We start from the raw sequence: 22629 nt of genomic DNA on the forward strand, positions 1-22629 counted from the left end.
CCGCAACACCCCGCGCTGCGCCACACTGGCCCCATGCCCACCACCCAGGGGCGCGATGGCCGCGCCCTCGTCACCACCACCCAGGCCGCCTACTCCCTCGGTATGAAGCCCGCCCCGTTCAGGGAGTGGGCGCGGCGGCGCGGCATCACCCCGACCGGGGGCCGGCGCACCAGCGGCGGCCCCGGCCCCGGACAGGCCCTGTGGGACCTGGCCGACGTCCAGGACGCCGTACGTGGCGCCCAGCCCGCCGCCTGACCTGTCAACCCCCTGTAGCCAGGGAATTGACAGGTGATCATCAGCGTGCGCATTCTGTGTCATGGTGCGCGTGCTGTCGGTCCCCGCACCGGTTCACTCATCATTCCTCGTCGCACCCGCTGCTGCGCCCCGGTGGACGGATGGCCACCACCTACTCCTGCGCCGTAACAGCGCGGTTCGACGGCACTCCCTGCAACGGTGACCCTGCCGGGTTTGTCCTGCGCTTCGAGCGCGGCAGCGATCCCCTGCGAGCCCGGGGTTACGAACGGGTCACTGACCGGACACACCGAGTACCTCCACGACACCATTGGTCCCCACATCACGTCCTGGGGGGACCATGCGCATCCGCACCACCACACTCGCCGCGACACTCCTACTCGTCACGCTCACCGGCTGTAGCGGCGACAGCGATCCGGCACCGACGGAAACCGCCACCGCCACGGCGACATCAACCGCCCCGGCCCTGAGCAAAGCCGAGATCACCCAGCAGTGCATCGACGCCGTCGCCGCCGTCATCAGCCAGCGGCCCGCCGACTTCGACCCGGAGGCCGACACGGATCCGCAACCCGCGGAGTGCGACGCTCTCTCGGAGACCGATTACCTCGACGCCTATATGGACGGCCTTCAGCAGAGCAACCAGGACGGACGCGACGCGCTGCAACGGCAGATCGACGAGGCGGCGGAGACAGACCAGCCATAGCCCAAGGGGGTGCCCGTTGGCCGGCAACCCTCGCAACGGGCGCCCCTACCGCCGTCTCTGCGCCCGACAGCGCTCCCTCGGACTGCCTTGCTGGTGGTGCGGACACGACATCCGCTACGACATCACCGGCCGTGACGCTGGCCGCCACCCTGACGCCTTCACCCTCGACCACCTCGTGCCCCTGTCACGCGGAGGTGACCTCCTGGACCCCGCCAACGCGCGGAGCGCACACCGCCGCTGCAACAGCGCCCGGGGCAACCGCACCTCGATCAAGCAGCCCCGAGCCTCCCGGAGATGGTGACCATGACGAAGTCGGACGACGACTACGCCGCGCTCAAACAGCGCTTCGCCGAGAAGATGAAGAACCCGCGGCTCCGCGTCCTTACGCCCCGTAACTCTGCCTGGATGGCCCGCACCGGCCTCTCCTGGTGGCTCGGCTACGCCCTGTACGAGCCCCGGGACTTCGCCTACGCCGCGCCACGCCGCATCGCCTGCCGCGTCCTCGGCCGCCACAACCCCACCTGTATCGGGCGGCCCGCACCCCACCCGCGCCGCTGGTGACGGCCGGTAGCGCCAAGGGGTGACACACCGTGCTCGCCGCCCTGCTGCGCCTCGTCGCGGGCCGCTGCCCGGTCCATGACCGGCCCTCCGCGCACCGCATCGCCGCCCTCGAAGCCGCCACCGGCATCAACCCCGACGCCCCGGCCCTGCACCGGGCGAACGCCGCCTCGTTCACCGAGGCGTTCGCCAACCCCGAGATCATCGACTGCGGGCGCCCGCGCTGCGCCAGGAGGCGGGCATGACCCAGGAGACCACCCTCACCCCAGGTCGCTCACCGGCGCCACCGCCACCGCCTCCACCACCCCCGCCGCGCCCGAGGTGCCCGTGCTGTACGTGATCACCGGCCCGCCCGGCGCGGGCAAGTCCACCTGGATCAGGGCCCACGCCAAGCCCCGTGACATCGTGATCGACCTCGACCTCATGGCCCTCGCGATGGCCGGCCCCGGAGCCGACCACCACGATCACAGTCCCGAGCTGCTGCGCGTCGTGCAACGCGCCCGCCAGGCGGCCCTACACGAGGCGGAGAAGGTGCTGGAGACCACCGACGTGTACGTGATCCACACCATGCCCCAGGCCAGGGCCCGCGCCCGCTACAAGCGGCTCGGCGCCCGGATCGTCGTCGTTGATCCGGGCGAAGCAATCGTGCGCCAGCGGGTGAAGGACATGCGGCAGCCAGCCATGGACGCCGTGGTCACCCGCTGGTACAGCCAGTACCGCAACGGCGGTTCACGCCCAGTCACCAGGCAGTCATCCCGACAGTGGTGACACGGCGGAGCCGATCACGACTGCGCGACGCAGCCGCTCTTGCCAGCCGGTGATCAGCTCGCAGCGGGAGAGAGTGGATCAAAAGTTCAGGGCAACACCGGGCGACCCAAAAGCCCTTGTCGCCCGTCTCTCTCCCCGCGCAAGTTGATCTAGACCTCCAGCCCCGATCACACTCCGTTACATAACACTCTGTCACTGTTTGCGATCTTTGACATGTTACGGAGTGTGATGCCCGTGTTGGGTGACAATGCGTCACTGCCCCGGAAGCTACGCGCGGGCGCTGTCACCAAGGCGACCCAGGCCGAGATCAAGCAGCTCGGGGTCGACCCCGTCGCGAATGCCACGGCTGCCGCTGCTCTCCGGCTGGCACGGGAAATGGACTCGGCGCGTGATGCCCGTGAAGTTGCCTCTGCCGCACGGGAGTTGAGGCAGGCCATGGAGGTTGTGCGGGGCCTGGCCCCGGTCAGGGAACGGGGGGACAAGATCGATGAGCTCAACGCCCGCCGTCAGGCCCGGGGAGCCTGAGTCCCTGCGGGGCAGCCAGACTCCCCGGATCATCTCCACCCCGCACTACCGGCGCATCCGGACCGGCCGATGGGACGGCATGGAGGACCACGAGGCGCTGACCTTCCGCTCACCGGCCGGGCAGGAGTGCGTCGAACTCGCCGAGAGCTACGGCACGGTCCTCGACCCGTGGCAGCGCCTCGCCCTGCACCATTCACTCGCCGAGGACGACGCCGGCCTGTGGGCCGCGTTCGAGGTCGTCTTGGAGGTCGCGCGGCAGAACGGCAAGGGCGGCTTCCTGGAGTGGAGGCAGCTCGGCGGCGTGATGCTGTTCGGCGACCGGCTGATCATCCACACCGCGCACCAGTTCAAGACCGCGGCCGAGTCGTTCATCCGGCTGGACGAGATCATCGGAGCGCACGACGACCTCAGCCGCCGTGTGAAGCGCGTCATCAGGAGCCATGGTGACGAGGGGTTCGAGTTCCTTAACGGGGGACGCATTCGCTTCCTGGCGCGCTCGGACGCCTCCGGCCGAGGCTTCTCGGGGGACCTGGTCATCATGGACGAGGGGATGATGCTGCGGGCCGCGCCGATGGGTGCGCTGCTGCCGACCATGTCCGCCCGCCGCAACCCGCAACTGATCTACACCGGAAGCGCCGGCGTCGGCGAGGAGAGCGAGCAGCTTGGCACGCTGCGGGCGCGGGCCCTGGCGGACACCGAACAACCGGACCAGAGCCTGGTGTACCTGGGGTACGGCATCGATCCGCACGTCAAGGAGTGCCCACGCGATGAGCGGGAGCGGATCGTCTGCCGGGACCACGACGACCGCGACGACCCGCGCAGCTTCGCGAGGGCCAACCCCGCCATGGGCATCCGCATCAGGGAGGCCCACATCTGGCGCGAGTTCGCGACCATGCGTCCGGACCTGTTCGACCGTGAACGCCTCGGTGTGGGCACGTACCCGGTGGCCGAGGACGACGCGTGGAAGGTCGTCGCGAAGGAGACGTGGGAGGCGCTGGCGGACGGCGGTTCGGGCATGCAGGACCCGGTGGCGTTCGGGGTCGACGTGACGCCGGAGCGGTCGCACGCGGCGATCAGCGCGGCCGGCCACAACGGGCAGAGCACCGAGGCCGGTGACGTCACCCACCTGGAGGTCATCGACCACCGTCCCGGCACGGGCTGGGTGGTCGACCGGCTGATGGACCTGGTGGAGAAGTGGCATCCCTGCGCGATCGTCATCGACACATTCGGACCGCCTTCGTCACTGATACCCGCTCTCAAGAAGCGTCTGGCCGCGCTCCTGGAGGAGACCGGCGACCCGTACTACGAGGAGCTGCTGATCGAGGCCAAGACCCGCGATGTCGCCAACGCGTACGGGCAGTTCATCGACCTGATCGAGGAGCAGCGTGCCGTGCACTTGGGCCAGGCGCCGCTGGCCACCGCGCTCGCGGGTGCCGACACCCGGCCGATCGGCGACGGCACGACCTGGGCGCGGCGCGGCGCGAGTGTGGACATCAGTCCGCTGGTGGCCGTCACGAACGCTGCCTGGGCGCATGCGGAGCGCAAGGACGTAGTGCTGGAAGGAGCGCCGAACCTGTGGTGACAGAGCGTGTGTTGTTCGCGGCTGAGGTCGTGTTCGTAGTGGCCGCGGTGGTCGGCGTCGGGATCTGGAGCATCCCGGCCGCCCTGGTAGCGGGCGGAACGCTGGGACTGCTGGCGTGCGAACGCGCGTCAGCTGAGAAGCGAGCTGCCGCCCAGCGGCACGGCAGGAGGACGACCGGGGGTGATCAGGCGTGAGCCTCTTCGGACTCTTCGAGGGGCGGGAGCGGCGCGCGCTGGAGAACCCCGGGCAACCGCTCACCTCGTCCGCGCTGCTGGACTACCTCGGCGGACAGGCCAACGACGCCGGTGTCTCGGTCAGCGAGCGCACGAGTCTGCGGATGCCCGCGGTCTGGCGGGCGGTCGGGCTGATCGCGGGTGTGTCTGCGGCGTTGCCTTTGCCGACCTACAAGGACGGGACGCGGACGAAGGTTCCCGCCGAGTTGCTGAAGGACCCGCACCCGGAGCTGACAGGGCTGGAGGTGTGGCGCCTGGCCTATGCGCACCGGGTCCTGTGGGGCAACGCGTACGTGCAGAAGGTGCGGGACGGGGCGGGGCAGGTCCGGGAGCTGTGGCCCGTCACGCCCGACCGGGTCCAGGTCGAGCTGGTGAAGCCGCGCAAAGGCGACGACCAGCCCAGCAGGAAGTTGTTCCAGGTGGTGGACGACTGGGGTGTCTCGCACGCGCTGACGTCCTGGGAGATCCTGCACATCCCCGGGCTGGGGTACGACGGGCTGACGGGCTGCTCGCCCGTACGGCTGGCCGCGCAGGGCATCGGCCTCGGCCAGGCCGCCGAGAAGTCCGCGGCCCGCCTGTTCGGCTCGGGCAACATGATCGGCGGGGTGCTCCAGACCGAGCAGCGGCTGAACCCGGACCAGGCGAACCAGCTCAAGGAACGCTGGCGTGCCAAGACGAGCGGGGTCGGCAACAGCCACGAGGTGGCTGTGCTGGACTCCGGCGCCAGCTTCAAGCCCGTGGCGATGCCGAACACAGACGCCCAGTTCCTGGAGAGCCGGCAGTTCCAGGTGATCGAGATCGCCCGCATGTTCGGCGTGCCCCCGTTCCTGCTGATGTCGACGGAGAAGTCGACCAGTTGGGGCACGGGTCTAGAGCAGCAGGCGCAGGGATTTGTTACCTGGGACCTCAGCCCAACCTGGCTCGCGCCGACAGAGCAGCGCATCACCAAGGAACTGCTGCCCAAGGACGTGTACGCCAAGTACCAGCTCGGCGGGCTGCTGCGCGGGGACAGCGCGGCGCGGGCGACGTTCTACCGGGCGATGCGCGACGTTGGCGCCTACACCGCCAACCAGATCCTTGACCTGGAAGATCTGCCGCCCATCGACGGGCCGGAGGGCGACCTCCGGCTTCAGCCGATGTACATGGCGCCCCTCGGCTCCAACCCGCTCGCTCCCGGCGCGGAGAGCGCCCCGGCCGCCGGCAGCAACGCGGCCCGCGCCGCCGCCCTCATGGCCGAGGCGCACCGGCTGCTCCAGACCCCCTACGACACCGACGCACACCGGCCGGAGGCCGTTGACGACACCGAGGAAGGCGACGCCTGATGAGGACTTTGACGAGGACGACGACCGAGGAGCGCCGCCGTCTGCCGCTGTCCACCGCAGAGGTCGCGATCCGGGCGGGTGACGGGGAGGATGCGGCGGAGCGGTTCAGCGGCTACGCCGCGGTGTTCAACAGCCGCACCAGCATCGGCAATCCGCTGCGTTGGGGCTTCTACGAGGAAGTCGCGCCGGGCGCGTTCACCAAGACGATCAGTGAGGGGGACGCGCGCTTCCTGATCGACCACGACAGTTACTACGTGGTCAGCCGCGTGACGGCCGGGACGCTGTCCCTGGCCCAGGACGCCAAGGGACTGCCGGTGGACTCCGCGCTCGACCCGGCCTTGTCGTACGTCCAGGACCTGAAGGCGAACATCCGCAACGGCAACATCACCGGCATGTCCTTCGGCTTCCAGGTGATGAAGGACGACTGGACGCTGATCGATGTCGAGACCACCGACGGGCAGACTGTCCAAGCTGAGTTGCGCACGCTTCGCGAGGTCAAACTCTTTGAAGTCAGCGCGGTGACGTTCCCCGCGTACAGCGACACTGAGGCCGGGCTGCGCGCGGTCGCCAACGCGCTCGCGCACCGAGGGGACTTGCACGCGATCGAGCAGCGTGCCCAGTACCGGCCCGAGCTGATCGACATGCTCACCACCGACCGCACGACCGACCGCGAGCCGGGTGAGTCCACTCGCGAGACCACGCCAGTCGAGCCGGCCGCTGCCACTCGCCTTTCGCGTACCTCGGTCGACCTGGCCATGCGCGGGCTGGCCGCCCGCTACGGCCTCACCCAGTAACCGACTCACCCGACACCCGGCCCACACCGGCCGGGCGTTCGGCATGCCCAGAAGGAGGGGCCTCGTGCCCACATCCCAGCTCACTCGCCTGGTCGAGGAGCAGAACACCGTATGGCAGCGGATGCTTGACATCCGGTCTGCCGCCGAGGCCGCCGGCCGCGATCTCTCCGCTGAGGAGCGCGCCAACTGGGACGCCGCCGAGGAGCGGCTGACCGAGGTGTCCGGCGACATCGACCGTCTCAACCGCATGGCCAGGCTGGAGCAGGTGGACCGCGGCCAGGTCGTCACCGCGACGGGCACCGGCAACAACACCGGGACCGGCAGCGAGGAGCAGGACGCTCGCTACGCCGACGCGTTCGGACTGTACCTGCGCGGCGGCATGGACCGGCTCACCGGCGAGCAGCGGCTCATGCTCATGGACCACGAGGGGGAGAACCGCGCGCAGGGCACGGTCACCGACCCCTCCGGTGGGTTCCTCGTCCCCGACGAGTTCCGCAACGTGATGACCGAGACGATGGCGGCTTTCGGCGGACTGCTGAATCTCGCCGAGGTCATCACCACCACGACCGGCGCGGATCTGACGTGGCCGACGAACGACGACACCGGCAACGAGGGTGAGATCGTTGGGGAGAACCAGGAGCACGGGGAGCAGGACCTGACCATCGGCGGGCGGAAGCTGAAGGCCCACACCTTCAGCTCCAGGCAGGTCCGCGTCTCCCTCCAGCTCCTCCAGGACTCCGCGTTCAACCTGGAGACGTGGCTGCCGAAGAAGCTCGGGGAGAGGATCGGCCGCCGCGCCGCGCGCAGCTTCACCACCGGCACGGGGGTCGACCAGCCGCAGGGCCTGGTCACTGGCGCCATCGTCGGCAAGACCGGGGCCACCGGCCAGACGACCAGCCTGGTCTACGACGACCTGATCGACATCGAGCACTCCGTGGACTCCGCCTACCGGCCGGGCGCGCAGTACCTGATGCACGACCTGACGCTCAAGGTGATCCGGAAGCTGAAGGACGGGGACGGACGCCCGCTGTGGCAGCCGATCCCGGCGCCCGGATTCCCCAGCACCATCAACGGGTTCACGTACAACCTGGACAACTCCATGCCGGTCCCGGCCGCGAACGCACGGAGCATCGCGTTCGGGGACTTCAAGGCCGGCTACCTGATCCGTCAGGTCCTGGACGTTCAGACGCTCCGCCTGGTCGAGCGCTACGCGACCTTCCTCCAGGTCGGCTTCCTCGGCTTCGCCCGCATGGACGGCATGATCAACGACCCCTCCGCCGTCCGCGTGTACCAGCACTCCGCGACCTGACCACCCCGGCCCGTACGGCCCGGCACCCCAGAGCGGGGTGCCGGGCCGTACGCCGCCCAGACCTGAGAGGAGCGCCCCATGAGGGACGCCTACAGCAACATCCGGCCCCGCCTGGGCCTGCCGGTCGCAGCCCGTACGGCGACCACCAACGGCACGTCCGTGGACCGCAACGACAACGGGCTCATGTACCAGGACGCCCTGATCACCGTGGTCACGGGCACGATCACCGACGGCACTCACACCGTCGACATCAAGGAGTCCGACGACAACTCCACCTGGACGTCGGTGGCGGCCTCAGACCTCCAGGGCACCAAGCCCGTCCTCACCTCGTCGGCCGGCGGTTCGTCCACCCTGGACATCGGCTACAAGGGCACGCGGCGCTACCTGCGGGTCGACGTGACCGTGGCCACCGCGACGACGGGCGGCGTGTACGGCGCTCTCGTCATCCTCGCCAACGGCCGTGTCATGCCGGTGGTGCGGCCCTGATGCGCATCCGCATTCTTGAGCCGGTCGCGGGCCTGGACTTCTCCTGGCTGGCCGGCGACGTGGTGGACCTCCCGGAGGAGCAGGCTGCCGCGTGGGCTGACGGGCACCGGGCCGTACGGGCGGACGATGAACCGGAGGGCGCGAGTGTCCTCGGCCCGGCGGAGCTGGCACCGGTCGTTACCACGGTTGACGGTACCGAGCTGCGCGTGATGGGCGCCGTGGTCGAGGAGGTCGAGGTGCCGGGCCCGGACGGCGGGAGCCTGGCCGGGGTGCGCTGGTCGGTGACCGTCGCCCTGCCCGAGGCCGACACCCCGCCAGCCCCCGGGCCGGACGTGTTCGACCCGGGTGAGCACATCAGCGCGGAGGTCCTGGCCTACCTCCAGGACGTGACCGAGGAGGAGGCGCTGCGCGTGCTTGACGCGGAGGCGGCCGGACAGAACCGCGCCGGGATCAGCAAGCAGCGGGACGCGCTCCTCGCGCGGGCCCGCGCCCGCGACGAGGAGAGCACCGACGGCCGCCAGGAGGCGGCGGAGAAGGCCGCCGAGGTCTCGCGTGGCGGTGGCCGCAGCGACGGCATCGAGACCCGATGAGGAGGTGGTGAGCTGTGCCGCACGACCTCGGCGCGACCGCGCGCCTGACCGCGGAGTGCCGGGACCCGGGCGGCGCTCTCACCACGGCCGCGACGGTCACCGTGACCGTCACCCTGCCGGACGGCACAACCGCCCTGCCCGAGGCCAGCGAAACGGATACCGGCATCTACCAGGCCGACTACCCGACCGTGGCACCCGGACGGCACAGCGTCCGCTGGGTGTGGACCGGCCCCGCAGCCGCGTACACGGACATGTTCGACGTGCGGGAGGAATCGCCATCCGCGATACTGTCGCTGGCCGACGCCAGACACCAGGTGAAGGCCCGGTCGCCCCAGGACGACGACGACCTGCGTTTCTGGATTGGGGCCACCACCCGGTCTGTCGAGTACTTCGTGGGGCCGGTCGTCGTCCGTACGGTCACCGAGCTGCACTCGGTGCGCCGCGTCCGAGCACTGGCCCTGCGTCAGGTGCCCGCGCTCACCCTCATATCGGTAACCGCGGTGCTCTCCGGCGGCACGTCCTACCAGGTCTCCGAACTCGACCTGGACCCGTCCACGGGAATCGTCCGGCCTCCGTCCGGCGGCGACTTGTACGGCCCCCTGCGGGTCACCTACAAGGCCGGGCGGCGCACCGTTGACGAATCGATCACCGCAGCCGCGCGGATCATCCTCCAGCACCTGTGGCGCACCCGTCTGGTGCAGGGGCGTGGCGGACTGGCCGGCGGTGGCGACGACTTCTCCGTGACCGAGCCGATCCCTGGCCTCGGATACGCCGTGCCGAACCGGGCCGTACAGCTCCTCAATCCCGACCAAATACCCCCAGGGATGGCATAAATGACATCGAGAGTGCCTGAGCTGATCGACGCCCTGGTGGCGCGGTGCACAGCGGATGAGGTCCTCACCGACGTGATGGTGACGGACGGCCCGGAGGTAGGCGGGGCTGCCGCCGATGACTGGCTCCTCATCGGCTTTGACGGCAATCCCGACGGCGCCTTCGAGGCCGCACAGACGGTGGGCGGCTGGGCTTCCCTGCTCACCGACCGTGAGGAACAACTCCAGGTCCCCGTCACGGCAGTTGCCACACGAGGCGACACCGACGTACGGGCCGCGCGGGTACGGGCCTACCAGATCGGCGCGCGCCTTGAGGAGCTGCTGCGCGCAGATCCGAGCCTCGGTTTGCCGTCGCTGGAGGTGGCGATCGAGGCCAGCCAGCTGGTGCAGGACCAGACCACAGACGGTATCCAGGCGCGGCTGGTGCTGACGGTGGCCGGCCGCGCATTCACGTAAGGAGCGCGCCTTGGTGCGGATGCAGCACAGCGCCCTGCCGGAAGGGCAGGACATCGAGGTCGCGGACGTCTCGGTGTCCGCGTACGAGCGAATGGGCTGGACGGTGGTCGGCGATCGGCCACCCTCCGAACCCGAGACGCCTACGGCAGATGGCCGCAGGCAAACCCCGAAGGAGAAGTAGATGGCAACGCCGATCAACGCGTCGGTCAGGTACTACCGGCGCGGCACAACCCGGGTGCTGTGGGTGCCGACGATCGCGAACAAGAACAACCCGACACGCGCCGAGCTCAATGCCGGCACAGCGCTGGAGGGCGAGACCGGCGCCATGGCCGGCTGGCAGACCACATCGGAGACCGTGCCGACACCGGCGCTCGGATCCCGGTTCACGCCGGTTGTGGGCGGCGCGATCACCGCTGCGGAATCGTCGCTGACGTTCTGGGCCTCCAAGGACGGCGACGACGTGCGAACCCTTCTCACCCGGGAGGCGACCGGGTTCATCGTGTGGATGGACGAGGGCGATGTCCCCGCGCAGATGATGGACGTCTACCCGGTGACGGTCACCTCCCAGGCCAAGGTGCGGGAACTCGACAGCGCCGCACAGATCATGGCCCAGTTCGCCATCACGAGTGAGCCGGCCGAGAACGTCACCATCCCCGCCGCGGCGGATTAGCCGTGCCGGGCAACGTGCGGATCACGGGCACCGGCCAGCTTCTGACACTCAGCCGACGCCTGCGCGCGGCCGGTGGCCCCCGGCTCCAGCGGAACTTCACGCGCAGGATCCGGCGGGCGGCCGAGCCGCTGCACCGGGATCTCCAGCAGGCGATCCGCACGGTGAACCTGACCGGGACCGGCCGTCGGGGGCGGGGCGGCCCGTCCCCGACGACACGTCCCCTGCGGGCGACACTCGCCGGTGCGGTGCGGATCAGCGTCCGTACGGGCGCCCGCCCGGGCGCCCGCGTCTGGATGGACAAATCACGTCTCCCGCCCGATGTGCGGAACATGCCCTGGGTGATCGAGTCGGGCCGGGTCCGGCACCCCGTGTTCGGCAACCGCCGCCGGTGGGCGACACAGTCGGCACGCCCGGCGGGCTGGTGGTCACGAGCGGTACAAGCCGGCACGCCCCGGATGACAGCAGAAGTACAGCGGATCGTCGACGACGTGCGCCGCGACCTGGAATGAGAGAGAGACCAGCGTGATCATCACCTACACCCACGACGACGGCACGGTGGAGCGGGTGTCCACGGAGGAGCTGTCCGCGATCGAGTCGGCCGACATCGAGGAGGCCGTGGGCGGCACCCCGTGGCGGGAGGTGGAGGACCGTCTCCGCGGCCAGGACCCCACTGCCATGCGAGCGGTGCTGTGGGCTGTCCGCAAGCGCACTGAGACGGGCCTCAAGTTCAGCACCTTTGATGTGCCCGGATGGCGCCGCCGTCTCACCGCGCGCATCGAGCGGACCGAGATTGACGACGTCCTCGGCAGCATCCTGGCCGAGGCCCTGGCGACGAACGAGGATGCGGCGATCGACGCGATGCTCCCGCATTTGCGGAAGCTCGCCCATGATCGAGCCGATGTCGAAGCCGCGCTCGACTCTTTGGGAAAAGGCCACCTGGCAGCGGCCCCGGCGGACTCCGCGGGCTGATCCACGAGTACCGGTGGCTGCTCGCGTACTACCTCCACATCCGCCCCTGGGAGATTCAGCATCTCAGCGCCGCCGAGCTTGAGTCGGCCGTCGCCTGGATCTCCCGCCACACCGCCCAGCAAGGGAGGTAGTCGATGCCCGGCAACACGCTGAACTTCGTTCTCCAGGGCCGCGACGCCCTGTCCCGCACTCTTAACGGCGCAGGCGATGCGGCGGACCGGCTACGGCGCCGTCTGGACGATGCCGCCACCCGATCCACCCTGGCGCTCGCGGGGTTCACCACGGACGCCGATGGCAGGCTCCGCGACCTCCAGGGCCGGATCGTCACCACGGAGGAAGCGACCCGGCGGCTGCGGGACGGCGTCAACACCTTGTCGTTCGCCGACGCCGGCAAGAAAGTCGAGCGGTTCGGTGACGAACTGAAGTCGAGTCTGATCAGCCTCGTCCCCGCAGCCATCCCGGCCGTCGCCGGGCTGGCCGGGGCGGCGGCCCAGGTCGGCGCGCAGCTCGGCGCCGCCGGAGTGGCAGCAGCAGCGTACGGGGCGGCGCTGGTCCCGCAGGTCGCTGCAATCAGCGAGGTCACCGAGGCCCAGTCCGCGTACGACGATGCGGTGGCGACGTCCGGTCGTACCTCGGAGGAAGCGGCCAAGGCGCAGGCCGTCTATCAGCAGAGGCTGGACGCGCTCCCGCCAGCGACGCGGCAGGCAGCGGTCGCGGTGGGGCTGCTGAAGGACTCCTATCAGGAGTGGTCCGACTCGCTGGCCGACGACGTGATGGGGCCCTTCACCAAGGGTGTCGCTGTCGTCAACGCGCTGTTGCCCAAGACCTCCGGCCTGGTTCAGGGTGCATCGACCCAGTTCGACCGGCTGATCACCATGGTAGGCGGCGGCATCAGCTCGCCCGGGTTCGATGCGCTGAACAGCAGATTCACCGTGTTCGCCAACGACACGATGCGTAACGCGGTCGACAGCGTCGCGCTGTTTCTCGACCGGGTCGACCGTGGCCAGGTCGGCGGTGGCATGCAGGAGTTCCTCAACTACGTAGCGGAGGCCGGCCCGCTGGTCGGGGACACTCTGCGCAACGTGGGCGAGGCCGTGCTGAATGTGCTGGATGCCGCGTCCGGTGTGGGTATGGACATGCTGGACCTCATCAACGCGCTGTCGGCGATCGTGGCGGCGGTGCCCCCGGGGGCGATCGCGGTGATGCTCCAGATGGCCATCGCGATCAAGGCTGTGCGGTTGGCGGCGGCCGGCGGAGCGGCGGCAAGCGCCGGTCTCGCTGCCCTTGTCGGACAGATCACCCTGATGCGTACCGCAGCCGCCGGTACACCGGGCAGGCTGGCTGGCATCGGCGCGGCGATCACCACTCTGTCCCGGACCGCGAAGGCAGCGGTCGCGGGTACGGGTATTGGCCTGCTGCTGATCGCGCTCACAGAGCTGTCGTCCAGTGGCAAGGAGACCGCGCCGGACGTGGACAAGCTGACCACGGCTCTCGGCCATTTCGGGAACACCGGCAAGGTCACGGGCGAGGCGGCCTCTGTCCTCGGCAAGGATTTCGAGAAGCTGCGTAAGCAACTGTCCGAGGTGATCAGTCCCAGCGTCGTGGAGTCGGTGAACAACTGGGGCGCCAAGGTCAGCGGCGGCTTTCTGGATGCAGGGGACGCGACAGAGAAGTACACCAAGACCGTCGATGGGATCGATGAGGCCCTGGCCGGTCTCGTCTCGGGCGGTAAAGCGGACCTGGCTGCGGCTGCGCTGACCGGGATGCTCAAGGAGATGAACCCGGAGCAGGCCGACAAGTTCACCGCGAGCCTCGGCGACTACAACGCGGCGCTGGAGGCCGCTGCCTTCGAGCAGCGGCTCGCAGCCGAGTCCATGGGGATGTTCGGTCAGCAGGCGCAGGAAGTCCAGGCCAAGATCGACGCGCAGAAGGCCAGCGCTGACGGGCTGCGGCAGAGCATCATCGCCTTGAATGACGTCAACCGCCAAGCTCTGACCGGCATGATCGGCTTTGAGGCTGCGATCGATGCCGCGTCGAAGGCTGCGGCAGAGAACGCCAACGTGCTCGACGTGCACAACGGGAAGCTGACGCTCAACACGGAGGCGCAGCGGGCGGCGGCATCGTCGCTGACCGATCTCGCCGCGAAGACGGACGAGGCCACCTCGGCCGCGCGGGAGTCTGGCGCCTCGTGGAATGAGGTCAGCAGCATCTATGAGCGTGGCAGGCAGCAACTCATAGCGAACGCCATGCAGATGGGACTCACCCGCGACCAGGCGGCGCGGCTCGCGGACCAGATTCTCAGAACGCCCGACAAGACCGCTTACCTGCGGGGCGACTTGAATGACCTGCGGGCCAAACTCGCGGACGCGAAGAAGCGACTCGCGAACGCGCCCAGCTCGAAGACCGCGCGGATCCGGGGTGAAATCTCGGACCTTCAACGGAAGATCGCCGCTGCCGAGCGGGAGCTCAACGGTATCGACGGGAAGACCGCGACGGCGTACATCAACGTCCGCACCTCGTACTTCCAGAACGGGCCAGGCCCGGGGCCGTACGCGCCCGACTATCTCCGAGCGCAGGGCGGTCCCATCCGGCGCGCGGGAGGAGGCCCCATCCCGGGGTACCCGAGCGGGGGCCTCCTTCAAGGTCCGGGCACGAGCACGTCGGACTCCATCCTGCTGTGGGGCTCTAACGGCGAGTACATGATCAAGGCCGCCTCGGTCGCCAAGTACGGCGAGAAGTTCATGGACGCCGTGAACGAAGGACGTCTCCCTACGGGCCTGGCGGCTTCGCCCGGCCGGCCAGCCGTGGCCGCGGCGGGAGCGGCCCGTACCGGGGAGGACCGGCCGACGGTCACCTACAACGTATACCCGCGCGCCTCGGTGATCAGTGTCGAGGACCTGCGGCTGATCCAGCGGCAGGAAGAGGCGCGGCAGCGCGTAGGAAGGCCCCGATAGATGCCCCTGATCACAGCCCCAGTCATCGCCCCGCCGGACCCCCCGAACACACCGCCCGCCACGCAGATCCCCGAGGTCGGATACTCGTCGGTCACATACATCGACCCGACGGGCACCCGGTGGCCGATGACCGACCTCACCGCCGACTGGTACACCCTCGCCGAAGGCGTCTCCGGCCTGGGCGCGGCGCCGTACGTACTGACGTCGGACCCGCACCCGCGGGGCGGGGCGCGGCTGCGGCACGTCCAGCCGCAGCCGCGCACCATCATCTGGCCCGTCCTCGTCAAGGGCTCCGACCACACGTCGTTCACGGACAACTGGCGGGCGCTCGGGCGGGCATTCACGCGGACGCTGCACGAGGGGCCCGGGACGTTGGAGATCGCCCGGCCAAACGGCAGGATCCGGCAGATCCGGGTGTACTACCAGGAGGGGTGGGACGGCCAGGGCCGCACCGCGACCGGCATCACCTGGGACAGCGCCGTGCTCACCCTCTGGTGCGAAGATCCGTACTACGTCGACGCCGCGCCGGTGTCGGTGCACCGCGAGACCGGCGCCCTGGTGGACTACCTTGTCCCGTACCCGTCGGTGTCCTCGTCGCAGGTCCTCGGCGCGACCACGGTCATGAACCCGGGCGACGTCGACGTCTGGCCGACCTGGACCATCACAGGGCCCGCCACGTTGATCACGTTCATCCGCGAGGACACCGGCGAGTCCTTCGCGCTCGACATGACCGAGACCAGCCACGGCGCTCTCCTCTCCGGTGAGACGGTCACCATCTCGACCGACCCGCCGAGCGTGCGGTCCGCCACGGGGGACAACTGGATCGGCGCTCTCAACTGGCCCCAGGCCGTGCTGTGGTCGCTGCCTCCGGGCGGCTGCCCGGTGACGTTCCAACTCGACGGCTCCGGCCCCGGCTCAGCCGTGGATCTGACCTTCTACCCCCGCTACGAGATGGCCTGACCCATGACGATCCAACTCCTCATCACCGACGAGTACGGCATTGTCCAAGGCGACCCACTCGCCGGGTGGACCAGCGTCGACGCGACCAAGCGGTTCAACGAACCCGCTAGCGGCACGGTGACGCTGCCGGCGACACCGGAGGCGATGGCACAGCTCCAGCCCGGCAACCGGATCGTCGTGATCCGTGACGGGGCAATCTGGCTGGCCGGACCAATGGAGATCCCGGCGGACTACGCATGGTCTGTCGACCAGGACTCCGGCGTCGGCAGCGTCAGCGTCTCCTTCTCCGACGACCTGGCCGTCCTCGCCGGATACATCACCTGGCCCGAACCCGCCTCGGCCTGGACCGGGCAGCACGGCAACACCTGGCGGCAGATCAACTCGGCGAACTCCGAGACGATCATCCGGACGCTGGTCAACGAGAACTGCGGGCCCGGCGCCCTGGCCGCCCGCAGGATCCCCAACTTCGCCATGGCCACTGCCGCCGGGGTCGGCACGTCGACGACCGTACGTACGCGGTTCGAACCGCTGCTGGAGGTCGCGCGCCGAGTCGCGATCGACGGCGGCGGCATCGGCTTCCGCACCCAGCAGATCGGCACCGCGATCCGCTTCGGCTGCTACGCCCCCGTCGACCGCACAGACAGCGCACGGTTCTCCCTGGGCCTGGGCAACCTCCGCTCGCTCGCGTTCAAGGCATCGGCGCCGGCTGCGACACACATCCTGGTCGCCGGTACCGAGACCGAAGGGTCGACAACCCGGACGTTCGTCGAACGCGGTGACCCGGCCGCGGCGGCTCTGTGGTGGCGGACGGAGGCGTACCTCGATGGTGGCGCCGACACGGACGCGGCCGGGGAACTCACCGCCGCGGGCAACGCCGAGCTGGCGGAGGGCGCCGCCCCGGTGGAACTTGCGACGGCCACGGTGGACACCCCGGATCTGCGGGCCGGGATCGACTACGACCTGGGCGACCGGGTCACCGTGGCACTGCCGCACGGTTTGGAGGTCACCGACGTCGTGCGCTCCATTCATCTGCAAACGACGCCCGGCAGCGGCGAGTACGTCACTGCCGTGGTCGGCTCCCCGGCCGCGACGAGCGACCCCCAGATGGTGCGTCTGGTGCGCACCCTGACCCGCCGCCTCGCGCGGCTCGAAACCAGGAGGTGAGGCATGGCACAGGACTCCTGGCCCAGCCCCGAACACAATGACAGGGCGGTGACTGACGGCGAGTACGAGCAGCTCGCCGCCCGGTTCTCCGGCGACGGCGTATACGGCAGCCCGGCGGGCACACAGGTCGTGTCGGCCGGGGTGGGCCTGACCGTCGCGGTCCGTTCAGGCGCGCGTGCCAGCGTGCGCGGCCACGCCTGGTACTCCGGCACATCCACGGTGACCCTGCCCGTCGCAGCGAACAGCAGCGGCCAGACCCGCACCGACCGTGTGGTGCTGCGCCTGGACCGGGACAACTGGACTGTGCGCGCGGTCATCCGCCAGGGCACCCCCGGCGCGGGCGCCCCCGCGCTGGTGCAGAGCACTGGCAGCAGCGGCCTGTATGAAGTCCCTCTCGCTCTGGTGACGATCCTGTCCGGGGCCGGGAGCGTCACCGTTGCCCGCGCTGAGTTGTACGTGGGCGCGCGTATCCGCCCTGCCCTGTCCACCGCCCGCAACCCGGAACCGGACCGCGGGGAGCTGGTGTTCGAGACCGACACCGGACGCGTCCGACTGTGGACCGGGTCCGCCTGGCAGCTGGTCTTCGCTCAATCGGGCGTGATCTCTGTGGATTCGCCCATCGCCAACTGGGCGATCGGGACGCCGTCCGTGCTGGAGATGAAGAACGGCGCCGTGCATCTGCGGCTCGGCTCATTCACGCGGACGGCGGGCACTCTCGACAATGTCACGCCGAGCAGGCTGCCGGTCCTGATTCCGTCCGCATACCGGCATCCGACGAGAGACCAGTACGTGATCTGTTACGTCACCGGCGCCCGGATCGGGCGGGCCACGATCTACTCCAAGCTGAGCACGGATGCCGGGCAGGTCTGGCTCACCCAGCACCCCGATGTCCTGGAAGGGCAGAACATCCTGACGCAGAGCGGCATGAGCTGGGTGGTGGACTGATGCGGTACGAATACGGCGCAGGGGTCGCCGACTTCGTCGTCACCCCGTCAGACGGCATCTGGACTGTGGCCGTCGGCGCCGTGGTGACGTTCTGGGACGCGCCCGTCGGCGGCGGGCAGTACAGCGATCTCCTCGATGCCGGCAGCACTCCCATCACTTCCGTCACCGCCACCGAGTACGGCAGCATCCCGCGTTTCTTCGGGCCCGATGGCGTTGAGGGGATGTGGGCGGACGCGGGCGGCACAAGTCGCGCGTGGGTGGAAGCACACAACGTCGGCAGTACCGAGGCCGCCGCAGGGAGCGTGCGCGACTGGCTCAACGCGCGCGACTTCGGCGCCCAGGGCGACAACGTCACTGACGACACCGCAGCGATCCAGACCGCGCTCGCCGCAGCCCCGATGGGCGGCATCGTCTACCTCCCCGCAGGCGCCTACCGCACCAGCGCACCGCTGACCATCCCCCCGGCCGTCACCCTCATGGGCACCCACACCAACCTCATGACGGTGCCCGGCCTGGCCGATCCGCCGTGCTACATCAAGCCCCTGGCCTCCTTTACGGGCGGCGCGGTGATCTCCTTCCTCGACCAGATCGACGGCGGATACTCCACCATCTCGGCCGAGCACCGGATCCTTTCCGTGATGATCGACGGGTCGGACCTCACCGAGCCGGGTATCGACGGGATCCGGGCCCGCGGGAACGTTCAGAACGTCGCCATGCGAGACGTGACTGTCCGCCGGGTCACCGGCGCCGGCGTGCACACCGAGTTCAACGGCGGGTTCTTCCCCTACTCGTGGCGGCTCCACCGGGTGATGCTCGATAACTGCGGTTGGCACGGAGCCGCGTTTGAGGTAATGACGGACATCACGCTCATCGACTGCCAGGCCATCGGCAACGGTGCGTCCGGCTTCGAGATCGCCAACGCCGCGAACTCGCAGGCGATCGGGTGCCGCGCCGAGTGGAACGTTGGCAACGGCTTCCACATCACGGGGGACTGGGCCGCAGGCACCGGGTCCGGCGGCATGCTGGTCGGTGACTGCACCACCGACCGTAATGGGGCGAACGGTTTCCTCGTCGACGCGGCCGGCAATCCGCCGATCCAGTTCGAGAACATCGTCACCCGCCGCGACGGCCGCAACAACGGCGCGGGCGGCGGTGGGTACGCGGGATTCGCCTGCGACGGCGCGACCGTGCCCGTCATCGTGGGACTACTCAACTGCTACCCCGGCATCGACGACGACGGCACCCAGGAGAACAGCCCGCAGTACGGATTCCGGGCCACCGGATGCACCTACGTCAGCGTGGACGCCGGGTTCCTGCACGCAGATGAGGCGGGATGGTCCGACGCAGGCGACAACACCGTGCTGCGCCGCGGCCTGAACATCGGCGAGCGCGCCGGTACTACGGACACCTTTGTCGACGCGTTCGCCCCGCCGACGGACGTTGCCGGGAACCTTAGCGTCGGCGGCTACCTGGCCACGGCCAGCGGCCAGTCCGCCGGGCAATGGAACATCTGGGCGGGCGCCGTCAACGCGTTGAACCTCGGCGCGGCCGGCGGCGGCGTGGCGATCGCCGAGGGCGCCAACGCACGCATGGGCACCGCCACCCTCGCGGCTGGCACGGTCACCGTCACGAACACATCGGTCACCGCCACCACCCGCGTCGCCGTGTTCCGCCAGACAGCAGGCGGGGCCCTGGGACACCTGTCCGTCAGCCGCACCGCCGGGACGTCCTTCACCATCACGTCCAGCAGCAATACCGAGACGTCCGTCATCGCGTGGCTGCTGGTCGAGCCTGCGTAAGAGGCAGCCAGACACCCACCACCAGCCCCGAGCCAGCCCGGCCGGGGCTCTTCCTCATGCCCTGGGAGGGCTCATGGCCATACCTCTGTCCCCCGTCGCGCTCCTCGCGGCCCTGCGCGCCGAGGGCGTGAAGGTCAACGAGGTCGGCAACTGGCGGACGCACAACCGCAACCACAAGGGCCTGTGGGGCCCGGTCAACGGAGTGATGATCCACCACACCGTCACCTCGGGAACCGCGGGCTCCGTGGCGCTCTGCCGGGACGGGCACTCCGCGCTGCCGGGGCCGCTGTGCCACGGCGTCATCGACAAGACGGGCGTCGTCCACCTCGTCGGCCACGGCCGGACGAACCATGCGGGTCTGGGCGACAACGCCGTCCTCCAGGCGGTCATCGCTGAGCGTGCCCTGCCCGCGGACCGAGCGGCAGACACGGACGGCAACCGGCATTTCTACGGCTTCGAGTGCGTCAACCTCGGCGACGGGAAGGACCCGTGGCCGGCCGCGCAGCTCGACGCGATCGAGCGGGTCTCGGCGGCGATCTGCCGTGCGCATGGCTGGACGCAGCGTTCGGTGATCGGCCACCTGGAGTGGCAGCCCGGGAAGATCGATCCGCGCGGCTTCACGATGGACTCGATGCGTGCCCGGATCGGCGCCAGGCTCGGCGGCGCGGCGCCTCCGGCCAAGCCCCCGGCGGCGTACGAGCCGTTCCCCGGAACCGCGTTCTTCGCGGCCGGGCGGCGCAGCGCGCTCGTCACGGCCATGGGCAAGAGGCTGGTGGCGGAGGGGTGCGGCCGGTACAAGGTCGGGCCCGGCCCCGCGTGGTCGACCGCCGATCGCGACTCGTACGCGGCGTGGCAGCGCAAGCTGGGGTACGAGGGCGGAGACGCCGACGGCATCCCGGGCAAGGCGAGCTGGGACCGGCTCAAGGTCCCCCACAACACCTGATGAAAGGACGCTCCATGTTCACTGCTGCTTTCTGGAAGTCGACCGGAGAGCGGGCCGTACGCACCGGGGCTCAGGTCCTGGCGGCCACGCTCGGCCTCGACACCGTCGGAGTCGTATCCGCGGACTGGGGTGACGGCCTGTCCCTCGCTGCGGGCGCCGCGCTTCTGGCAGTCCTGACCGGGATAGCCGCCTCCGGCGGCGGAGCCGAAGGGCCCGGCCTGACGGAGACCGTACGGGACCGCCAGTGACCGCGCCGCCGCCGGACCCGGGCGTGTACATCAGCCCGGCACAGACCTATCAGGAGGTGCGGGACCTGGCCAGAACGGTCGACCGTATCGAGCTGAAACTCGATGAGGTCCTGAACGAGACCAAGGACATCCGATCCGACGTCGCCGACCACGAAGCCAGGCTCCGCACCCTCGAACGGGCCCGCTGGCCGCTGCCCACCATCGGTGTTCTCGCGGGTGTCGCGGGTACGGCATCCGGTCTCATCGCGCTCTACCGCTGATACACCGCGCCCCTCTGTCCAGCCGTAAAGGGCTGGACAGAGGGGCGCTCTTTCGTGTTCCGGCCGCTGCCGGAGCTGGTCACGCACTCATCGAGAGTTCCCGACGCGCGTGCTTGATGAAGTCGTTGACGCGGCTTTCCCTCTGCCACGGGGCGAGAGCGGTGACGAAGTCGCGTACGTAGTCGTGCGCCCGGCTGGATTCGACATTGGCGAGTATGGCGACGGCCTGCTTGCCCAGGTTAAGACCCTGGTCCAGGTCCCGATTCTGGAGATGGACCGTACCGACCACGGCGTAGCGAAGTCCTACAGATCTGGTGAAGGAGTGCGCGGACATGGCGGCTGCCTGGGAATGCCACTGAAGAGCGATGTGAGGAATGTGCAGGTCACGATAGATCTCGGCAGCGTCGGCACTCATACGGGCATGGGTGAAGTAACTGATCCACTCCGGCTCATCGAGCTGGGTGCGTGCCTGGTCGAGCAGAGTCTCCGACGCGGCGAGGGCCCGCGCGGCGCTGCGATGGTCACCGGCCTTGCCGTGGGCTCGCGCCTCGATGAGCTTGGTGAACGCGAGAACGCGCGGGGCCGCGGCCCGCTTGCCTCGCTCGTACGCGCCCTGCGCCATGTCGATGGCCTCGCCGGTGTACCCGCGTAAGCCCGCATGGAGGGCCATCGTGGTCAGGACATACGAGCCGAGTTGCACGTCCGCGCCGGCGCGGGCGAGTCGGAGGGCCTGGATGAAGTGCCGCTGCGCGACGTCGTGGTGACCGATGTCGAGGGCGCTCCAGCCGGCCACCCGCGACAGTTCGGAGGTGACGGAGAAGAGGGCCCGGCCGACGGGCTCGGTGTACTGGCCGCGCAGCAGGGGCGCGGCACGATGGGTGAGGCAGTCCGCGACCTGGTTCGATTTCCAGTTGCCGCCCCCGTATTTGGAGTCCCAGCTCTGGGCTTCGCGGGCTGCCTCCCACAGCTCGGCTACGGCGGCGCGGCCAACGCGACGGCCGTCGTACCGGGCGACCTCGTCGTCTGCCTGTCTGACCAGCCATCTGGTGACAGGGGTCGCGAAAGCGCTGATGGCGAAGGCGCTGGTACCGATGAGTGCACGGCGGTCCACGTGACTCCAGAAGTCGGCGGCGAGGCGGATGGCGTCTTGCGGATCTCTCGCGAAGTCCAGGCCCGTGGCGTCCGGCACGTTGGGGCTGTCCATCCCGATTTCCGCGAGGCTGACGGGTCGGCCGCAGCGCTCGCCCAGCGCTGCGGCAATCAGTGATGGTATCGGGGGTTTGGGTTGCATTCCGTACTCAACCCAGTT

28 protein-coding genes are annotated in these 22629 nt (G+C 69.5%); 27 read left to right on the forward strand and 1 reads right to left on the reverse strand.

What is annotated here, in order from left to right:
- Positions 1 to 33: 33 nt before the first annotated feature.
- The 27 genes from AB0P17_RS36580 (at position 34) to AB0P17_RS36710 (ending at position 21320) form a co-directional block, all read left to right on the forward strand.
- A complete protein-coding gene (locus tag AB0P17_RS36580) occupies positions 34 to 255 on the forward strand; it encodes a hypothetical protein (RefSeq protein ID WP_365818121.1) in 222 nt (73 codons plus the stop codon).
- A gap of 337 nt (positions 256 to 592) precedes the next feature.
- Positions 593 to 955, forward strand: coding sequence for a hypothetical protein (locus tag AB0P17_RS36585; protein ID WP_365818123.1), 363 nt, complete (start codon positions 593 to 595; stop codon positions 953 to 955).
- Positions 956 to 971: 16 nt separating this feature from the next.
- The gene (locus AB0P17_RS36590; RefSeq protein WP_365818125.1) at positions 972 to 1256 is read left to right on the forward strand and encodes an HNH endonuclease; all 285 of its coding nucleotides are present in this window, start codon (positions 972 to 974) and stop codon (positions 1254 to 1256) included.
- The gene (locus AB0P17_RS36595) at positions 1250 to 1516 is read left to right on the forward strand and encodes a hypothetical protein (protein ID WP_365818127.1); all 267 of its coding nucleotides are present in this window, start codon (positions 1250 to 1252) and stop codon (positions 1514 to 1516) included. Before AB0P17_RS36590 ends, AB0P17_RS36595 begins: the two co-directional genes overlap by 7 nt.
- Before the next feature lie 29 nt (positions 1517 to 1545).
- Positions 1546 to 1758 (forward strand): hypothetical protein, encoded by a 213-nt coding sequence (locus AB0P17_RS36600; protein ID WP_365818129.1) that lies wholly within the window; start codon positions 1546 to 1548, stop codon positions 1756 to 1758.
- Positions 1759 to 1840: 82 nt separating this feature from the next.
- A complete protein-coding gene (locus AB0P17_RS36605) occupies positions 1841 to 2281 on the forward strand; it encodes an AAA family ATPase (RefSeq protein ID WP_365818131.1) in 441 nt (146 codons plus the stop codon).
- Positions 2282 to 2768: 487 nt separating this feature from the next.
- Entirely contained in the window at positions 2769 to 4388 is a 1620-nt protein-coding gene (locus AB0P17_RS36610; protein ID WP_365818133.1) for a terminase, read from the forward strand.
- Complete coding sequence (locus tag AB0P17_RS36615; protein ID WP_365818135.1) at positions 4382 to 4582, forward strand: hypothetical protein; 201 nt, start codon at positions 4382 to 4384, stop codon at positions 4580 to 4582. The genes AB0P17_RS36610 and AB0P17_RS36615 overlap by 7 nt, the downstream gene beginning before the upstream one ends.
- Positions 4579 to 5943: a phage portal protein gene (locus tag AB0P17_RS36620; protein WP_365818137.1), complete on the forward strand. Its 1365-nt coding sequence runs from the start codon at positions 4579 to 4581 to the stop codon at positions 5941 to 5943. The genes AB0P17_RS36615 and AB0P17_RS36620 overlap by 4 nt, the downstream gene beginning before the upstream one ends.
- An 8-nt stretch (positions 5944 to 5951) precedes the next feature.
- Positions 5952 to 6737 (forward strand): HK97 family phage prohead protease, encoded by a 786-nt coding sequence (locus AB0P17_RS36625; protein WP_365818139.1) that lies wholly within the window; start codon positions 5952 to 5954, stop codon positions 6735 to 6737.
- Between the two features lie 64 nt (positions 6738 to 6801).
- Positions 6802 to 8046, forward strand: coding sequence for a phage major capsid protein (locus AB0P17_RS36630; RefSeq protein ID WP_365818141.1), 1245 nt, complete (start codon positions 6802 to 6804; stop codon positions 8044 to 8046).
- 78 nt (positions 8047 to 8124) lie between these two features.
- Entirely contained in the window at positions 8125 to 8532 is a 408-nt protein-coding gene (locus AB0P17_RS36635) for a hypothetical protein (protein WP_365818143.1), read from the forward strand.
- Positions 8532 to 9122 carry a hypothetical protein gene (locus AB0P17_RS36640; protein WP_365818145.1) on the forward strand — a complete coding sequence of 197 codons (591 nt, stop codon included), beginning with the start codon at positions 8532 to 8534 and terminating at the stop codon, positions 9120 to 9122. The genes AB0P17_RS36635 and AB0P17_RS36640 overlap by 1 nt, the downstream gene beginning before the upstream one ends.
- Positions 9123 to 9136: 14 nt before the next feature.
- Positions 9137 to 9955, forward strand: a complete 819-nt coding sequence (locus tag AB0P17_RS36645; RefSeq protein WP_365818147.1) for a hypothetical protein — start codon at positions 9137 to 9139, stop codon at positions 9953 to 9955.
- Positions 9956 to 10408, forward strand: coding sequence for a hypothetical protein (locus tag AB0P17_RS36650; RefSeq protein WP_365818149.1), 453 nt, complete (start codon positions 9956 to 9958; stop codon positions 10406 to 10408).
- Positions 10409 to 10418: 10 nt separating this feature from the next.
- Entirely contained in the window at positions 10419 to 10589 is a 171-nt protein-coding gene (locus tag AB0P17_RS36655; RefSeq protein WP_365818151.1) for a hypothetical protein, read from the forward strand.
- Positions 10590 to 11078 (forward strand): hypothetical protein, encoded by a 489-nt coding sequence (locus tag AB0P17_RS36660; protein ID WP_365818153.1) that lies wholly within the window; start codon positions 10590 to 10592, stop codon positions 11076 to 11078.
- Positions 11079 to 11080: 2 nt separating this feature from the next.
- Positions 11081 to 11587, forward strand: a complete 507-nt coding sequence (locus AB0P17_RS36665; RefSeq protein ID WP_365818155.1) for a hypothetical protein — start codon at positions 11081 to 11083, stop codon at positions 11585 to 11587.
- A 13-nt stretch (positions 11588 to 11600) separates the two neighbouring features.
- Positions 11601 to 12047: a hypothetical protein gene (locus AB0P17_RS36670; RefSeq protein WP_365818157.1), complete on the forward strand. Its 447-nt coding sequence runs from the start codon at positions 11601 to 11603 to the stop codon at positions 12045 to 12047.
- A gap of 134 nt (positions 12048 to 12181) precedes the next feature.
- The gene (locus AB0P17_RS36675) at positions 12182 to 15001 is read left to right on the forward strand and encodes a hypothetical protein (protein ID WP_365818159.1); all 2820 of its coding nucleotides are present in this window, start codon (positions 12182 to 12184) and stop codon (positions 14999 to 15001) included.
- Entirely contained in the window at positions 15002 to 15961 is a 960-nt protein-coding gene (locus tag AB0P17_RS36680; RefSeq protein WP_365818161.1) for a phage tail protein, read from the forward strand.
- Positions 15962 to 15964: 3 nt separating this feature from the next.
- The gene (locus AB0P17_RS36685; RefSeq protein ID WP_365818163.1) at positions 15965 to 17125 is read left to right on the forward strand and encodes a siphovirus ReqiPepy6 Gp37-like family protein; all 1161 of its coding nucleotides are present in this window, start codon (positions 15965 to 15967) and stop codon (positions 17123 to 17125) included.
- 3 nt (positions 17126 to 17128) lie between these two features.
- Positions 17129 to 18070: a hypothetical protein gene (locus tag AB0P17_RS36690; RefSeq protein ID WP_365818165.1), complete on the forward strand. Its 942-nt coding sequence runs from the start codon at positions 17129 to 17131 to the stop codon at positions 18068 to 18070.
- Positions 18070 to 19869, forward strand: a complete 1800-nt coding sequence (locus tag AB0P17_RS36695) for a glycosyl hydrolase family 28-related protein (protein WP_365818167.1) — start codon at positions 18070 to 18072, stop codon at positions 19867 to 19869. The genes AB0P17_RS36690 and AB0P17_RS36695 overlap by 1 nt, the downstream gene beginning before the upstream one ends.
- Positions 19870 to 19942: 73 nt before the next feature.
- Positions 19943 to 20812 (forward strand): peptidoglycan-binding protein, encoded by an 870-nt coding sequence (locus tag AB0P17_RS36700; protein ID WP_365818169.1) that lies wholly within the window; start codon positions 19943 to 19945, stop codon positions 20810 to 20812.
- A gap of 14 nt (positions 20813 to 20826) precedes the next feature.
- Positions 20827 to 21060, forward strand: coding sequence for a holin (locus tag AB0P17_RS36705; RefSeq protein ID WP_365818171.1), 234 nt, complete (start codon positions 20827 to 20829; stop codon positions 21058 to 21060).
- On the forward strand, positions 21057 to 21320 hold the full coding sequence (locus AB0P17_RS36710; protein WP_365818173.1) for a hypothetical protein: 264 nt from the start codon (positions 21057 to 21059) through the stop codon (positions 21318 to 21320). Before AB0P17_RS36705 ends, AB0P17_RS36710 begins: the two co-directional genes overlap by 4 nt.
- 79 nt (positions 21321 to 21399) lie before the next feature.
- Here the strand turns inward: AB0P17_RS36710 and AB0P17_RS36715 are convergent, their stop codons facing one another.
- Positions 21400 to 22524, reverse strand: coding sequence for a sporulation protein (locus tag AB0P17_RS36715; RefSeq protein WP_365818175.1), 1125 nt, complete (start codon positions 22522 to 22524; stop codon positions 21400 to 21402).
- Positions 22525 to 22629: the final 105 nt, after the last annotated feature.

The sequence above is a fragment of the Streptomyces sp. NPDC088124 genome (genome assembly GCF_040685895.1).
Lineage (GTDB): Bacteria > Actinomycetota > Actinomycetes > Streptomycetales > Streptomycetaceae > Streptomyces.

What these genes read in the sequence shown, in the direction of transcription:
- AB0P17_RS36580 (WP_365818121.1), top strand. Translation starts at nt 34, where the DNA reads ATGCCCACCACCCAGGGGCGCGATGGCCGCGCCCTCGTCACCACCACC.
- AB0P17_RS36585 (WP_365818123.1), top strand. Translation starts at nt 593, where the DNA reads ATGCGCATCCGCACCACCACACTCGCCGCGACACTCCTACTCGTCACG.
- AB0P17_RS36595 (WP_365818127.1), top strand. Translation starts at nt 1,250, where the DNA reads ATGGTGACCATGACGAAGTCGGACGACGACTACGCCGCGCTCAAACAG.
- AB0P17_RS36610 (WP_365818133.1), top strand. Translation starts at nt 2,769, where the DNA reads ATGAGCTCAACGCCCGCCGTCAGGCCCGGGGAGCCTGAGTCCCTGCGG.
- AB0P17_RS36635 (WP_365818143.1), top strand. Translation starts at nt 8,125, where the DNA reads ATGAGGGACGCCTACAGCAACATCCGGCCCCGCCTGGGCCTGCCGGTC.
- AB0P17_RS36640 (WP_365818145.1), top strand. Translation starts at nt 8,532, where the DNA reads ATGCGCATCCGCATTCTTGAGCCGGTCGCGGGCCTGGACTTCTCCTGG.
- AB0P17_RS36650 (WP_365818149.1), top strand. Translation starts at nt 9,956, where the DNA reads ATGACATCGAGAGTGCCTGAGCTGATCGACGCCCTGGTGGCGCGGTGC.
- AB0P17_RS36660 (WP_365818153.1), top strand. Translation starts at nt 10,590, where the DNA reads ATGGCAACGCCGATCAACGCGTCGGTCAGGTACTACCGGCGCGGCACA.
- AB0P17_RS36675 (WP_365818159.1), top strand. Translation starts at nt 12,182, where the DNA reads ATGCCCGGCAACACGCTGAACTTCGTTCTCCAGGGCCGCGACGCCCTG.
- AB0P17_RS36680 (WP_365818161.1), top strand. Translation starts at nt 15,002, where the DNA reads ATGCCCCTGATCACAGCCCCAGTCATCGCCCCGCCGGACCCCCCGAAC.
- AB0P17_RS36685 (WP_365818163.1), top strand. Translation starts at nt 15,965, where the DNA reads ATGACGATCCAACTCCTCATCACCGACGAGTACGGCATTGTCCAAGGC.
- AB0P17_RS36690 (WP_365818165.1), top strand. Translation starts at nt 17,129, where the DNA reads ATGGCACAGGACTCCTGGCCCAGCCCCGAACACAATGACAGGGCGGTG.
- AB0P17_RS36695 (WP_365818167.1), top strand. Translation starts at nt 18,070, where the DNA reads ATGCGGTACGAATACGGCGCAGGGGTCGCCGACTTCGTCGTCACCCCG.
- AB0P17_RS36700 (WP_365818169.1), top strand. Translation starts at nt 19,943, where the DNA reads ATGGCCATACCTCTGTCCCCCGTCGCGCTCCTCGCGGCCCTGCGCGCC.
- AB0P17_RS36705 (WP_365818171.1), top strand. Translation starts at nt 20,827, where the DNA reads ATGTTCACTGCTGCTTTCTGGAAGTCGACCGGAGAGCGGGCCGTACGC.
- AB0P17_RS36715 (WP_365818175.1), bottom strand. Translation starts at nt 22,524, where the DNA reads ATGGACAGCCCCAACGTGCCGGACGCCACGGGCCTGGACTTCGCGAGA.